Source organism: Nocardia sp. NPDC055002 (assembly GCF_053608825.1).
Window position 1 is genome coordinate 199,343 of sequence record NZ_JBSGWE010000007.1, and the last position, 13,967, is coordinate 213,309.

Annotated in this window: 9 protein-coding genes; 7 read left to right on the plus strand and 2 right to left on the minus strand. The window is 67.7% G+C overall.

The genetic code is table 11. The features are described from left to right. The first annotated feature begins 70 nt into the window (after nt 1-70). The 5 genes from ACWF99_RS26705 to ACWF99_RS26725 all read left to right on the plus strand — a co-directional run bounded on the left by ACWF99_RS26705 (nt 71) and on the right by ACWF99_RS26725 (nt 6,778). Nucleotides 71-2,470 carry an arylsulfatase gene (locus ACWF99_RS26705; protein ID WP_452537689.1) on the plus strand — a complete coding sequence of 800 codons (2,400 nt, stop codon included), beginning with the start codon at nt 71-73 and terminating at the stop codon, nt 2,468-2,470. Between the two features lie 113 nt (nt 2,471-2,583). Further along, complete coding sequence (gene mtnA / locus ACWF99_RS26710; RefSeq protein WP_452537690.1) at nt 2,584-4,371, plus strand: S-methyl-5-thioribose-1-phosphate isomerase; 1,788 nt, start codon at nt 2,584-2,586, stop codon at nt 4,369-4,371. Continuing rightward, nucleotides 4,368-4,937: a 1,2-dihydroxy-3-keto-5-methylthiopentene dioxygenase gene (locus ACWF99_RS26715; protein ID WP_378632812.1), complete on the plus strand. Its 570-nt coding sequence runs from the start codon at nt 4,368-4,370 to the stop codon at nt 4,935-4,937. The genes mtnA and ACWF99_RS26715 overlap by 4 nt, the downstream gene beginning before the upstream one ends. Further along, nucleotides 4,934-5,629, plus strand: a complete 696-nt coding sequence (gene mtnC / locus ACWF99_RS26720; protein ID WP_452537691.1) for an acireductone synthase — start codon at nt 4,934-4,936, stop codon at nt 5,627-5,629. Before ACWF99_RS26715 ends, mtnC begins: the two co-directional genes overlap by 4 nt. Before the next feature lie 9 nt (nt 5,630-5,638). Further along, nucleotides 5,639-6,778: a hypothetical protein gene (locus ACWF99_RS26725; RefSeq protein ID WP_452537692.1), complete on the plus strand. Its 1,140-nt coding sequence runs from the start codon at nt 5,639-5,641 to the stop codon at nt 6,776-6,778. Between the two features lie 13 nt (nt 6,779-6,791). Here ACWF99_RS26725 and ACWF99_RS26730 read toward each other — a convergent pair whose 3' ends face one another. Continuing rightward, nucleotides 6,792-7,691, minus strand: coding sequence for a hypothetical protein (locus ACWF99_RS26730; RefSeq protein WP_452537693.1), 900 nt, complete (start codon nt 7,689-7,691; stop codon nt 6,792-6,794). Between the two features lie 240 nt (nt 7,692-7,931). Between ACWF99_RS26730 and ACWF99_RS26735 the strand changes: the two genes are divergently transcribed. Next, nucleotides 7,932-8,741: an alpha/beta fold hydrolase gene (locus ACWF99_RS26735; protein WP_452537694.1), complete on the plus strand. Its 810-nt coding sequence runs from the start codon at nt 7,932-7,934 to the stop codon at nt 8,739-8,741. On the opposite strand, the gene ACWF99_RS26740 is transcribed toward ACWF99_RS26735, so the two are convergent. Further along, nucleotides 8,738-9,550, minus strand: a complete 813-nt coding sequence (locus ACWF99_RS26740) for a helix-turn-helix transcriptional regulator (RefSeq protein WP_452537695.1) — start codon at nt 9,548-9,550, stop codon at nt 8,738-8,740. The genes ACWF99_RS26735 and ACWF99_RS26740 overlap by 4 nt on opposite strands. Nucleotides 9,551-10,255: 705 nt before the next feature. Between ACWF99_RS26740 and ACWF99_RS26745 the strand changes: the two genes are divergently transcribed. Next, complete coding sequence (locus tag ACWF99_RS26745) at nt 10,256-13,966, plus strand: nitrate reductase subunit alpha (protein WP_378632796.1); 3,711 nt, start codon at nt 10,256-10,258, stop codon at nt 13,964-13,966. Nucleotide 13,967: the final 1 nt, after the last annotated feature.

A 13,967-nucleotide genomic window follows, 5' to 3' on the forward strand; every position in this document is an offset into this window, starting at 1 on the left:
CCGGTCACCGATTCCACGCACACTGCACATAACCCTGGTGACCAGCGAATACGTCGCCTTTACTGCCAGAATGCCTGTTCCACCCCATGCTCGCGGTTACGCATCCTTCGGCGGCTCGGCCGGTCGCACATCCGCGGAGTCGACCCCCGATTGGACGTATCCACCCACCGCGCCCGCCGGCTCGCCGAACATCGTCGTCGTGCTCGTGGACGACATGGGTTACAGCGATATCGGCCCGTTCGGTTCCGAGATCGAGACACCGACCCTGGACCGCCTCGCGGCCCAGGGCGTTCGACTCTCGAACTACCACACGACGCCACTGTGCTCGCCCTCGCGCGCGGCGCTGCTCACCGGCATCAATTCCCACCGAGCGGGTTTCGGCTTCGTGGCCAATGCCGACCCCGGCTACCCCGGCCTGCGCCTGGAACTGGCCGACGATGTACTCACGCTCCCGGAGATACTGCGCGGCAACGGCTACGCCACCTACGCGGTGGGCAAATGGCATCTGGTGCGCGACGCCACGATGAACCCGTCGGCGCATCGGGACTCCTGGCCGACCCAACGCGGATTCGACCGCTACTACGGGTCTTTGGAGGGTCTGAACTCCTTCTACTATCCCAACCAGCTGGTCTCGGACAGCTCGGTGGTCGACGTGCAGGAGTACCCGCAGGGCTATTACCTCACCGACGATCTCACCGACAAGGCGCTGTCCTACATCAAGGACCTGCGCGCCCACGACGCGGAGAAGCCGTTCTTCCTGTACTTCGCGCACGTGGCGATGCACGGGCCGTTGCAGGCCAAGGCCGAGGATCAGGCCAAGTACCGGGGTCGCTACGACCAGGGCTGGGACGAACTGCGCAGGCGACGCTTCGCCCAACAGCTGGCCCAGGGCTTGTTCCCGCCTGGCACCGAGCAGAAGCCGCGCAACACCGAGCCGGGTTACGAAGCGGCGGAGTGGGATTCGCTGTCGGCCGACGAGCAGCGGCGCTACGCCAAGTACATGGAGGTGTACGCGGGCATGGTCGACAGCATCGACCAGAGCCTGGGTCGTATCGTCGACCTGCTCGACGACCTCGGCGAACTGGACAACACCATCATCGTGTTCACCTCCGACAACGGCGGCACCGCCGAGGGCGGACCGGAGGGCACGCGCTCCTATTTCGCCGAGTTCGCCCACATCGACGATCCCGACTGGGTGGGCGATGTCCCGCACGACGAGGACCTGATCGGCACCGCGAAGCTGGGCGTGCACTACCCGCGCGGCTGGGGTCAGGCGTCCAACACGCCGTTCCGGTTCTACAAGGGCCAGACCTTCGCCGGCGGCGTGCGAGTGCCGCTGGTGGTGTCGTGGCCGAAGGGGTTGCCACGCACCGGCACCGATTCCGGTATTCGCCATGAGTACGCCTACGTCACCGATCTCGCGCCCACCCTGCTCGACCTGGCGGGCCTGGACCGTCCTTCTGTGCGTAACGGGCTGCCCGCCAAAGACTTCGACGGGATCTCGGCGGCCGAGCTGCTGCGCGATCCGGCAGCCCCGACCCGCCACACCGAGCAGTACTCCGAGATGACCGGTCATCGTGGCTTCTACCGCGACGGCTGGAAGCTGCTGTCGCTACACGATGCCGACGCCGACATCGACGCGCCGAACTGGCAACTGTTCGACGTGCGCGCCGACCCCACAGAGCTGCACGATCTTTCGGCGCAGTACCCGGACAAGGCCGCCGAACTCGCCACCGCATGGGACGAATCGGCCTGGGCCAACACCGTTTTCCCGCTGCTGACGCGCGCCGACCTGTTCCGCCGCCGCCCCGAGGAAGCCCGATTCGCCGCGCCGGTCCGCCTCCTCCCCGGCACCCCCACCCTCGAGCGCTACCGCTCGCAGCGCCTCATCGCCTACCGCGACTTCACCATCACCGCCGACCTGACGGGGGCCCGACCGCCCGCCGGCGCGACGGCGCCCGCGACATCGCGTGCTTCGGACGCAGCACCCGATGTCGCGGAGCGGGCCGAGGTGGCCGGATTCCAGCTCGGTGACGAGGGCGTGCTCGTGGCGCACGGTGACCCGCTCGGCGGGTACCTGCTCTACATCGAGGACGGCGAAGTAGTGCTCGGAGTGAACAGCTATGGGCGGTATGCGTCGGTGGGCGTGCCGCTGCCCATCGGGACGCGCGAGATCACCGTCCGAGCCACGATCGAGCCGCGTCTGCGCTGGGACTTCACCATCCAGGTCGACGGCACGCCGCTCGCGGAACTCACCGACCAGGTGCAACTGGTCGGTATGGCGCCGTGGACCGGGATCTCCGTCGGCGTCGACGCGCGCGGTCCGGTCTCGTGGGATCTGCGCGAACGCCGCGGGCCGTTCCGCTATACCGGGAGCCTGCGTGCGATCACCTACACGCCTGGCCCCGTGCAGGTCCCGCAGCGCACTATCGACGCGGTGGAGCGCGAGGCCGAGTACGCCGCGGAATGACGGACCGCCGCTCATTCGACGGGCGCCGCTCAGCGCGGGCCCCGAGGATCGAGTCGCGACCAGGTCGGATACCGTTTATCAGCCGGAAATGCCACGCAGACAGGACGACGGAGATGGACGACAGTTCCCTGATCTGGGACGACGGTGCGCTTGTCACCATCGACCAGCGCGGACTGCCACACAAGGTGCGGGAACTGCGCCTGCGCACCGTCGACGAGATCATCGAGGCGATCACCACCCTCGCCGTTCGCGGCGCTCCGGCGATCGGGATCGCGGGCGCGTTCGGCGTGGTCATCGCCACCAGGGCGCACACTCGCGGCGGCTCGGGGGACGCGCCGAGTCACTCGCCCGGCGAGGCGGGTTGTCGAGCCGGTGACGTGGTCGACGTGGCCGCTGTGCAGGCCGAGGCCGACAGGATCGCCGCGGCCCGGCCGACCGCTGTCAACCTGGCATGGGCGGTCGACCGGGTGCGAGCCCGGATCGCCGAGGGCGCCGACGCGGTGCTGGCCGAGACTCTCGACATGCTCGCCGAGGACGGGCGGGTCAACCTGGCCGCCGCCACCCACGCCGCCGATCTGGTGCAACGCCTGTGCGGTGCGCAGCCGCTGCGCCTGCTCACCCACTGCAATACCGGGCGCCTGGCCACCAGCGCGGTGGGGACCGCGATCGGCACGTTGCGGGTGCTGCACGAGCGCGGCGCCGTCGCGGACGTGATCGTCGACGAGACCCGCCCGCTGTTGCAGGGCGCGCGGCTCACCACGTGGGAACTGGCCGAGGCGGGCATTCCGCATCGCCTGACCATCGACTCCGCCGCCGCCTGGGCGATGGCGACCGGTCAGGTCGACGCCGTGCTGGTCGGCGCCGACCGGATCACCGCCAACGGCGATGTCGCCAACAAGATCGGCACCTTCACCCTGGCTCTGGCCGCCCGCCACCACGGCATTCCGTTCATCGTGGTCGCGCCGGAGTCCACCCGCGATACCGCGATGGCGACCGGCGCGCAGATCGTGGTGGAACAGCGGGCCGCGGCGGAGGTGACCGGGTTCGGTGGGGTCGCGACGGCGGCGGCCGACACTGCGGCGTTCAATCCGGCTTTCGACGTGACGCCCACCGACCTCGTCACCGCGGTCGTCACCGAAAACGGTGTCGTCTACCGCAATTCGGATTCGTTCGATGACCGGGGCCGGGCGATTCCCGCTGGCGCGGGCAGCGCGCCGGGTCCGGCAGCGGACCCGGCTTTCGCCGAACCAGGTCTGGCGATCGCCACCACCGCGCGTCAGCTCTACCAGCGGGGGTGGATGCCGGGCACGGCGGGCAATATCTCGGTGCGGATCGCCCCGGCCCAACCGGGCGGGGGCGAGGACGCGCTCATCACCGCCAGCGGTTTGTCCAAAGGTGAACTGTGCGCGGACGACACGGTGCTCGTCGCGATCGCCGATACCACCCCGCGCCCTGGCCAGCGCCGGAAACCCTCCGCGGAGACCAGCATTCACACCGCCGTCTACCGCACCCGCGCTGCCGGCGCGGTCGTGCACGTGCACTCCCCGTTCGCCACCGCGCTGGCTACCACCGCCGCACGCCCCGGTGACGCGGTAACCCCTGTCCGGATCAGCGGTTTCGAACTGATCAAAGGCTTCGGACTGGCAGACCCGTCGACGGTCGTCATCCCAGTGTTCCCGAACTGGCCGGATGTGGCGCGGATCGGCGCCGACATCGACACCTACCTGCGCGAAAACCCTGCCGCACCACCGATTCTGTTCATCACCGGGCACGGGATCACCACCTGGGGTGACACTCTCGCCCAGGCGCGTGATCGCGCCGAATGCCTGGAAGCCCTGTGCGAGTTGATCGCCCGCACCGGACGAACCGACGCCACGCCCCTCGAGATCGGACCGACATGACCCTGCTGCAAGTGATGGCCGCCGACAACGCCGCCGACGTCCGGGTGCGCACCACCGACCCCACCGAGATCGGCGCCGAGCTGGCCCAGCACGGCATCGCGTACTCACACTGGGAGGTGCTCGCCGACGCCGCCGCGACCGACTCCGACACCCTGCTCGCCCACTACGGCCCGCAGATCGCCGAACTCAACGCCTCGGGCCGCTACGAGCACATCGACGTCGCCCGTATCCACCCCGACGCCGACAACCCGGAGTGGCCCGCCGTCGCCGCCGGTGCGCGCGCGAAGTTCCTCGACGAGCACCGCCACGCCGAGGACGAAGTGCGCTTCTTCGCCGCCGGCCGCGGCTGCTTCTACCTGCACGTGGGCGACGCCGTGCTGGCGACGGTCTGCGAAGCGGGCGACCTGCTCTCCGTCCCCGCGGGCACCCTGCACTGGTTCGACATGGGTACCACCCCCGACTTCATCGCCATCCGCTTCTTCGAGGAGGCCGACGGCTGGGTGGGCGACTTCACCGGCGACAAGATCAGCGCGGGCTTCCCGACGCTCGATGAACTGCTCGCGTGACCCGCGCGATCGTCCTCGACATCGAGGGCACCACCAGCCCCACCGACGCGGTCCGCACCGACCTCTACGGCTACACGTCCGCCCACCTGCCCACCTGGCTGTCCGAGAACACCGATGGCACAGCCGATTCGGTGCTCACCGCGACCCGCGAGCTCGCCGGTGAACCCGATGCGGGACCCGAGCGCGTCGCCGAGATCCTGCGCGGCTGGCTGGAATCCGACATCAAAGCCGAGCCGCTCAAGACAGCGCAGGGCGCGATCTGCGCCCAGGGCTTCCGCGCGGGCGCACTGCGTGGCCGCTTCTTCGACGACGTGGCACCCGCCTTGAAAGCATGGCACGCCGACGGCTTCCAGCTTTTCGTCTACTCCTCGGGATCCGAACGCAACCAACGCGATTGGTTCACCTTCGCCGACGCGGGCGATCTGTCCGGCCTCATCACCGACCACTTCGACCTGGTGACCGCGGGCCCCAAACGCGAACCCGCCTCCTACGAATCCATCGCCGACCGCATCGGCGTCTCCCCACCGGACATCCTGTTCCTCTCCGACCACCCGGACGAACTCGACGCCGCCGTCGCCGCGGGCTGGCAAGTCGTCGGCGTACACCGCCCCGACGAACCCAATCCCCCACGCCCACCCCACCGCTGGGTGAGTTCCTTCGCTGACATAGATCCGCAGTTACCGGCCCACTAGTCTGCTTCCATGAACGACCAGGGGCCAAGCCTCGAACCCGCCCCGCAGCAGACAGATCCACCGGCACCAGCGTTCATCCAGACGATGCCGCCGACAGACGTCGACCCGTTCACCCAGCTCGCACCCGAGATCCCGGGACTGGACGCCCCCGACGCCACCTTCGTGCTGACACCCGGCACAGCCGCGCAGCTCGCCCGGCACAATGCGCTGCGGGCGGCGCCACGGTACATCGGGATCCTCCTCGCGATCGCGGTACCGACGAGCACGATCATGCTGCTCTGGCTCGGTCTCCCCCTCGAATCGATACTGGTGTTCCAGGGTGTGATCGTCGCGTATGTGCTGGTCGCCATGTACTTCTCGCTCCGTCGCCAGTTCCGGAGCTTGTCCCGGTCCGATGTCACGACCGGCAGTTGCGCCATCACCCTCGGTGCCGACGCGCTCGACCTGGCCGAGGGTTCGTCGCGTACCCGGATCGGCTACGACCGTATTCGCTCGGTCAGCGCCACCCGCCGCATCGTCACGCTGGGTTTCGACAATCGGCACGTCGCCCTGCCCCGAGAGCTGTTCCCCGACCCGCTGTTCACGCGACTGCGCGAGCTCGTCGGCGCCGACCCCACAGCGCGCCCGGCCTCGCTGCCACCGCTTCCTCGGCTCCCACACCCCCAGGTGCACACGGTGATCGCCGCCGATACCGCGTACCGACTCACCGTCGCGCGCCGCCTCGAGCCGTGGCGCCGGCCGGTCTGGGGTCCGCTCGCCATCGTGTTCCTGCTGACCGAGGCCTGTGCGTTCGGCGCACTGGGATACGGAGTCCCCGGTGCGCTGTCGGCGCTGATCCTCGCATCACTTCTTGCGCTGACGATTCGGTTCTGGATGCGTCGGCCGTCGGAGAACGCCCTGCGCCAGTATCAGGGCATGCTGCCGGTCGCGAGTGGCCTCGCGGCGCAGTTCGGCACCGACGCGGTCGTACTGGCGGGCGCCACCTTCATGCTGCGCGCACCGTTTTCGATCGTCACCGAAGTCATCGTTCGCGCGGACTGCGCGGTCCTGAAATATGGCACCACACCACTGATCCTTCCGAGAGCGCTGTTTGCCCCGGAAGTCCTTCCCCGGTTACGCGAACTCGGCGTCAGGGTCGTAGAGCGCTGAGTCCCAGCGCCTCTCAGCCGACCTGAGCCCGGACCGGGCCTAACGACCCCCGCTGCACCGCCCCGAACACCCGTCGCGCGTGAACCGCGACCGGGCTGATCGACCACGGCGCCAGCGTGGTGGTGAACATCAGTTCGCACCAGGACAGGGCGGGGATCTCACCGGCGGCGAGGGTGGCGATGAGGGAGAGTTCGGTGTCGTGGCCGAGCCAGGCCGCGACCAGCCAGGAGGCGTCGAGGCGGCCGAGGAATTCCTCGGCGTCCTCGGGCGGGCCATGCGGAGTGTCGACGGCGAGGTGGACGACGGCGGCGATGGCGTGGCGCATCTTGGCGTCCATGCCGATAGCGTCGTGCAGCAGCAGACTTTCCAGTGCCGAGCGCAGTTCCATCGAGGGATCGAGTGCTAGTTCGTGCATGACGAGCCTTTCCTGTGGTTCGGTCTGCTGGTCGAGGCCGCCGGTGATCGCCCGGAGTGCCGGAATCGTCTGTGGCATTTCCGGATCGACCAGACCGGTCAACGGTCCCGACGACCAGTCGAGCCTGCCGAACGCCTGGCACCAGTCCAGTGCCGGATTGTCGTCGGTGACAACCAGATCCAGTGCGAGCCCGGCCATCGACGCGGTGCAGGCCAGGGTGATGGCGTCGAGCCCCTCTTCGCTGACCGCCAGGTGCAATGTCACCTTCTCGACCCCGGTGTCCTCGCGTGCTCGGCCCGCGAGCCAGATCGCGCGGCCCGCGGCCCCCATCGTGGCCGCGAGTTGGTCGCCGCGCGGATGGTCGGCGTCGGCGTCGATGAACGGGCCGTACCAGATCGCCCTGCCCTCCGCGTCGCAGACCGCGAATGTCGCCGAGACACTGTCGCCCGCGGCGGCCAGACTTATATGGGCGTCCAGCCCCTGCTCCGTCACCCTCATCAAAATCCCCATTTTCCGATTCGAGCCGAATATCGGTACGCCCCCTATCCAATCGGTCATGAACACACATGTCCACAGGGCGCGCACAAATATTTGTCCCCGGTGAGGTACATACACTCGCCAGTGAATTCACAGGACCGGCAGTACCCCAGACGGGAGTACCGCATTCAGTCCGCAACCGGGCGAAATCGACCGGATGGCTTGTATGTTTCGACAATGCCCTTCGTACACTCCGATTCCGTGAACGTCCATTTCCGCACCGATGCCGTCCACGGTCCGACGCTGCTGCTGGCCCATGGATTCCTCATGGACGAATCCATGTTCGACCCGATCCGGAAAGTCTTGGCGCACACCGATATCAATGTCGTGGCCTGGGACGCCCGGGGTCACGGCCGCACCGGATACGGCGACAACCCGCGGTTCGACTACTGGGATCTGGCCACCGACGGCCTGCGGGTTCTCGACGCGCTCGGCATCGAGCACGCGATTGTCGGCGGCATGAGCCAGGGCGGATACACGGCATTGCGAATGGCATTGCTCGCTCCCGAACGCGTGACCGGACTGGCACTGCTCGATACCGAGGCCGACGCGTGCACCAGAGACGAGGAAACCTATTACGAGAACTTCTTCGACGAATGGTGCGGCACGGGCGCATTGCGGCCACTGGCCGAAGACCTCGCACCACGATTGATCGGCGGCACCGACCCGCAGATCTGGCAGACCTGGATCACCCGCTGGCTGGCCGGCGATCGCAGCGCCATCCGCCCGGCGGCCGACTGCCTGATCGGCCGCGATTCGGTCGATGGGCGGCTCAACGAGATCACCGTGCCCGCGCTCGTGCTGCGCGGCGAACACGACCACAGCAGCACCGCGGACAAGTGCGCGCGGTTGGCCGCCGGGCTGCCGGGGGCGGGCGAGGTACGCACGGTGGCAGGCGCGGGACACGGCTGCGCGCTGACCCATCCCGAGCAGGTCGCCGCGGCACTGGCCGGATTGGTCACGGCCTGCACCCCGTACGCGGTCGAGCCGGTGGCGGTCGCCGGGATCTAACGGTCGGGACCGCGAACACCCAGGTAGTACTGGATGCGGCCGGGGTAGGCGACGGAGTCGAGCCGGAACAGCTGGACGTCGACGGTGTAGTTCTCGCCGGTGTGCAGATCGCACAGCCGCATGGCGGTGTGCTCGCGGCCGTAGACGGTGTCGCCGTCGTCCCAGATGCGGCGGAAGTCGCGGTACTGCGCCAATTCGTCGAGCAATTCGGTGGCCCAGTCGCCGCCGCCCTGCTGGCCGATCAGACCGCGCAGCCAGTGCACGGTGAGCGTGGACTCCGTCTCCCATTCGACCATTACTTTGCGCGACAACGGGTTGCCGAAGAACCAGCGCAGAATATTGACGTCCTCGACCAGTCCGGGAAACGCGCGATCATAGGATTCGTTGACCGCCAGCACGTTCCAGCGCGTGTCGACGTAAGCCGCGAGATCGGGTTCCTGGAGCGCCAATGTGCGGCGCATCTCGGTGCTGATCTCGGCTCGCAGATCGTCGACGGTCGGGTTGTCGACCGGGGCGAGCCCGGCAAGATCGAAAAGATGTCTGCGCTCGATATCGGTCACCGGCGCGATCCGGTCGAGGTAGCGGACGAGCGCCTCGATCACCGCGTGCGTGGGCCGGTCGCGGTCCCCACTCTCCAAATGCGTGATGTAACTGGAGCTGACCCCCGCCGCGAAGGCGAGCTTTTCCCTCGAAATCCGCCGATCGTCGCGAAGTCGCCGCAGCAACCCGCCGAGCGTCGGCGGTTTCGGCGGCCCGTCAGGCCCGTCGAACGATGGCTTCGGTATCACCCCAACCCTCCCTGTCTGCACGGGCTCATCCTGGATGACTATTCAACCTCGAGCCAACCGCCGACCGGAAAAGATGCCGTTTCTTTATATTGGCGCCCCGTCATTTGGGTAGTTACCGGTGGGCAACTGTGTGCGTGGTCACGAAATGCGGTGTGCCGAACCGAATTAAAAGGATTCTGATTCGTTCCGTTCAGCAGTGCTATAGGATTCCGCACCGCTCCACCACGACCGTCGCGATCCACACCCCCGCCGGACATCCCCGCCGCCGACCGGTCGGCCCCGGTTCACCGCGGATCGACCCGAAAACGCCTCCCGCCGAGCCCGGCGACCGGCGAGCACCAGTGATCCCCGCCGCCACCGTCGACCGCCCCGAGGCGGGCCCGACCCGACCATAGTTGTGTGTGGCGTCACATCAGCGCTGTTCAGCGGGCACACCGGGTGTGTAAACAAATGTAAACCGCGGGAGAACCAGTCGTTTCCGAAGCATCACCGCCGACCTGCCGACGCACCGCCCGATCACCGCATTCTGCCAGCTCGCGGCTCGTTCACCCTGGTGAGCCCCCGATCGCGGGCGTCGTCGCGAACCTCCCCCGTGACCACGACATTTCGCCGACCTCACAGCTCACCGGGGTCCGAATCCGGATGTGAAAAGTTCGTTTTGCCGAAGGAGTCCGCCTCCTTACAGTTTCCCCCAACAGCCCGATTTCACAGCTCGAAGGGGGCGTCGTGGTTAATTCGCGCACGCAAGGTCCGTCGCCCGCCGATTTCGGCGACACATTGCTGAACCTCGGTAAGTATTTCCAGCGGGGCGAGGTATCGCCCGACAACCGGTCCGTCTACAAGGTCGGTGGTCGCGATGCCGACGAGTTCTACCGCGACCGCTGGTCGCACGACAAGGTGGTGCGCTCCACCCACGGCGTGAACTGCACCGGCTCGTGCTCCTGGAAGATCTACGTCAAGGACGGCGTGATCACCTGGGAGTCCCAGCAGACCGACTACCCGTCGGTGGGTTCGGACAAGCCCGAGTACGAGCCGCGCGGCTGCCCCCGTGGCGCGTCCTTCTCCTGGTACACCTACTCCCCGGCCCGCGTGCGCTACCCGTATGTGCGTGGCACGCTGCTCGACCTGTACCGCAAGGCCAAGGCCGAGCTCAAGGACCCGGTGCTGGCGTGGGAGTCCATCGTCGAGGACCCGGCCAAGGCCAAGGCCTACAAGACCGCGCGCGGCAAGGGCGGATTCGTGCGCGCCGAATGGTGGGAAGCCGCCGAAATCGCCGCCGCCGCGCATGTTTACACGATCAAGCAGTACGGCCCCGACCGGGTGGCCGGCTTCTCGCCGATCCCCGCGATGTCGATGGTCAGCCACGCCACCGGCGCCCGCTTCGTCTCGCTGATCGGCGGCTACATGCTGTCGTTCTACGACTGGTACGCCGACCTGCCGGTGGCCTCGCCGCAGGTATTCGGTGACCAGACCGACGTACCGGAGTCGGCGGACTGGTTCGACGCGGGCTACCTCATCATGTGGGGCTCCAACGTCCCGGTGACCCGTACCCCCGACGCGCACTACATGACCGAGGCGCGCTACCGCGGCCAGAAGGTCGTGGTGGTCTCCCCCGACTACGCCGACAACACCAAGTTCGCCGACGAATGGGTGGCCGCGCGGCCCGGTACCGATGCCGCGCTGGCGATGTCGATGGGGCACGTGGTGCTCAAGGAGTTCTTCATCGAGAAGCAGACTCCGATGTTCACCGATTACATCAAGACCTACACCGATCTGCCGTACCTGATCTGCCTCGACGAGGCGGCAGATCAGGACGGCGCCCTTCCCGGCAAATTCCTCACCGCCGCCGATCTCGGGCATACCGGCGAAGGCGTCGAACACAAGCCGGTCCTGCTCGACCAGGCGGGCAACCCGGTGGTGCCCAACGGCTCGCTGGGCCACCGCTTCGGCGAGGGCGACGCGGGCAAGTGGAACCTCGACCTCGAGGGTGTCGACCCGCTGCTCACCCTGCTCGGCCACTCCGACGACGCACCGGCCACGATCGCGCTGCCGCGTTTCGACACCGACGTCGCCGGGTCGATCATCCGTGGTGTGCCGACGAAAATCGTCGCGGGCAAGCGGGTCACCACCGTGTTCGACCTGCTGCTGGCCCAGTACGGTGTCGGCCGCGACGGTCTTCCGGGCGAGTGGGCGAAGGGTTATGACGACGCCGAGTCGCCGTACACCCCGGCCTGGCAGGAGGCCATCACCGGAGTGCCCGCCGTTCAGGCGGCCCGCATCGGACGCGAATTCGCCGACAACGCGGAACGTTCCGGCGGACGCTCGATGATCCTGATGGGCGCGGGCACCAACCACTGGTTCCACTCCGATCAGATCTACCGTGCCTTCTTCACCCTCACGCTGCTCACCGGCTGTCAGGGCAAGAACGGTGGTGGCTGGGCCCACTACGTCGGCCAGGAGAAGTGCCGTCCCGTCACCGGTTGGGCCACCTTGGCGTCGGCGAGTGACTGGCAGCGCCCGCCGCGTCAGATGCAGGGCACCGTGTTCTGGTACCTCACCAATGATCAGTGGCGCTACGACCCGTTCACCTCGGACTCGTTCGCCTCGCCGCTGGGCAAGGGCAAGTTCGCCGGGCGCACCGCCGCTGACAACATCGCGCTGGCGAGTCGCCTCGGCTGGATGCCCAGCTACCCGACGTTCAACCGCAACCCCCTGGACCTGGCCGACGAGGCCGCCGAAGCAGGCAAGACCCCCGCCGAGCACGTCGTCGACGGGTTGAAGTCCGGCGACCTGCGCTTCGCCTGCGAAGACCCCGACGCCCCCGAGAACTTCCCGCGCGTGCTCACCGTGTGGCGCGCGAACCTGCTCGGCTCCTCGGGCAAGGGCAACGAGTACTTCCAGAAGCATCTGCTCGGCTGTGGCTCCAACCTGCAGACCACCGATGCGACCGGGGTGCGCCCGCAGGAACTGGAATGGCGCGAGGAAGGCGCCGAGGGCAAGCTGGATCTGCTGCTCGCACTGGACTTCCGGATGACCAGCACCACGCTGTTCGCCGACATCGTGCTCCCCGCCGCCACCTGGTACGAGAAGCACGACCTGTCCTCGACCGACATGCACCCGTTCGTGCACGCGTTCTCCCCCGCCATCTCCCCGCCGTGGGAGGCCAAGACCGACTTCGAGGCGTTCCACCGGATCGCACGCGGTTTCTCCTGGCTGGCCGAAAAGCATCTGGGTACCCGCAAGGACATCGTCGCGGTGCCGTTGCAACACGATTCGCCCGATGCGCTGGCACAAGCGGGCGGCAAGGTGCTGGACTGGAAAGCCGGTGAGTGCGAGCCGATCCCGGGCAAGACCATGCCCAAGATCGTGGAGATCGAACGCGACTACACCAAGATCGCGGAGAAACTGGCCGCGCTCGGGCCGCTGGTGGAGAAGCTCGGCCTGACGACCAAGGGCGTCACCACCTTCCCCGAGGAAGAAGTGGCCTACCTGGCCGGGCAGAACGGCACCATCGTCTCCGGCATCGCCGCGGGCCGGCCCTCGCTGGCCAAGGACACCCACGCCGCCGAGGCCATCCTGTCGCTGTCGGGCACCACCAACGGCCGCCTGGCGGTCGAGGGATTCGAGGCGCTCGAGCGGCGTACCGGCACCGAACTGGTCGACCTCGCGAAAGAGGCCGAGGGCAAGCGGATCACCTTCGCCGACACCCAGGCTCGCCCGGTGCCGGTGATCACCTCGGCGGAATGGTCGGGCTCGGAATCCGGTGGACGCCGGTACTCGCCGTTCACCATCAACGTCGAGCGGCTCAAGCCGTGGCACACCCTCACCGGCCGCCAGCACTTCTACCTCGACCACGACTGGATGATCGAACTCGGCGAGCAACTGCCGATCTTCCGTCCACCGCTCGACATGTCGGCGTTGTTCGCGGAGCCGAGCATCGGCAATGTGAGCGGCAACGGTCTCACCGTGCGCTACCTGACCCCGCACTCCAAGTGGTCGATCCACTCGGCGTACCAGGACAACCTGCACATGCTCACGCTCTCGCGCGGCGGTCAGACGATCTGGATGTCGGATGTCGACGCCAAGAAGATCGGGGTGGCGGACAACGACTGGATCGAGGCGATCAACCGCAACGGCGTGGTCGTGGCCCGCGCGATCGTCTCGCACCGCATGCCCGAGGGCACGGTCTTCATGTACCACGCCCAGGACCGCGCGGTCGACGTGCCGCGCATCGAAGGCGCCGAGGACACCACCAAGGAAGCCAAGGGCAAGCGCGGCGGTATCCACAATGCGCTCACCCGGGTGCTGATCAAGCCCTCGCACCTGATCGGCGGCTACGCCCAGCAGTCCTTCGCCCTCAACTACCACGGCCCGACCGGTAACCAGCGTGACGAAGTCACCACCATTCGCCGCCGCAACCAGAACGTGGAGTACTGAC

Bases quoted from the DNA above. Each gene is read 5' to 3' on its own strand.
- ACWF99_RS26705 (WP_452537689.1), top strand. From the start codon at position 71: ATGCCTGTTCCACCCCATGCTCGCGGTTACGCATCCTTCGGCGGCTCG.
- mtnA (WP_452537690.1), top strand. From the start codon at position 2,584: ATGGACGACAGTTCCCTGATCTGGGACGACGGTGCGCTTGTCACCATC.
- ACWF99_RS26715 (WP_378632812.1), top strand. From the start codon at position 4,368: ATGACCCTGCTGCAAGTGATGGCCGCCGACAACGCCGCCGACGTCCGG.
- ACWF99_RS26725 (WP_452537692.1), top strand. From the start codon at position 5,639: ATGAACGACCAGGGGCCAAGCCTCGAACCCGCCCCGCAGCAGACAGAT.
- ACWF99_RS26730 (WP_452537693.1), bottom strand. From the start codon at position 7,691: ATGAGGGTGACGGAGCAGGGGCTGGACGCCCATATAAGTCTGGCCGCC.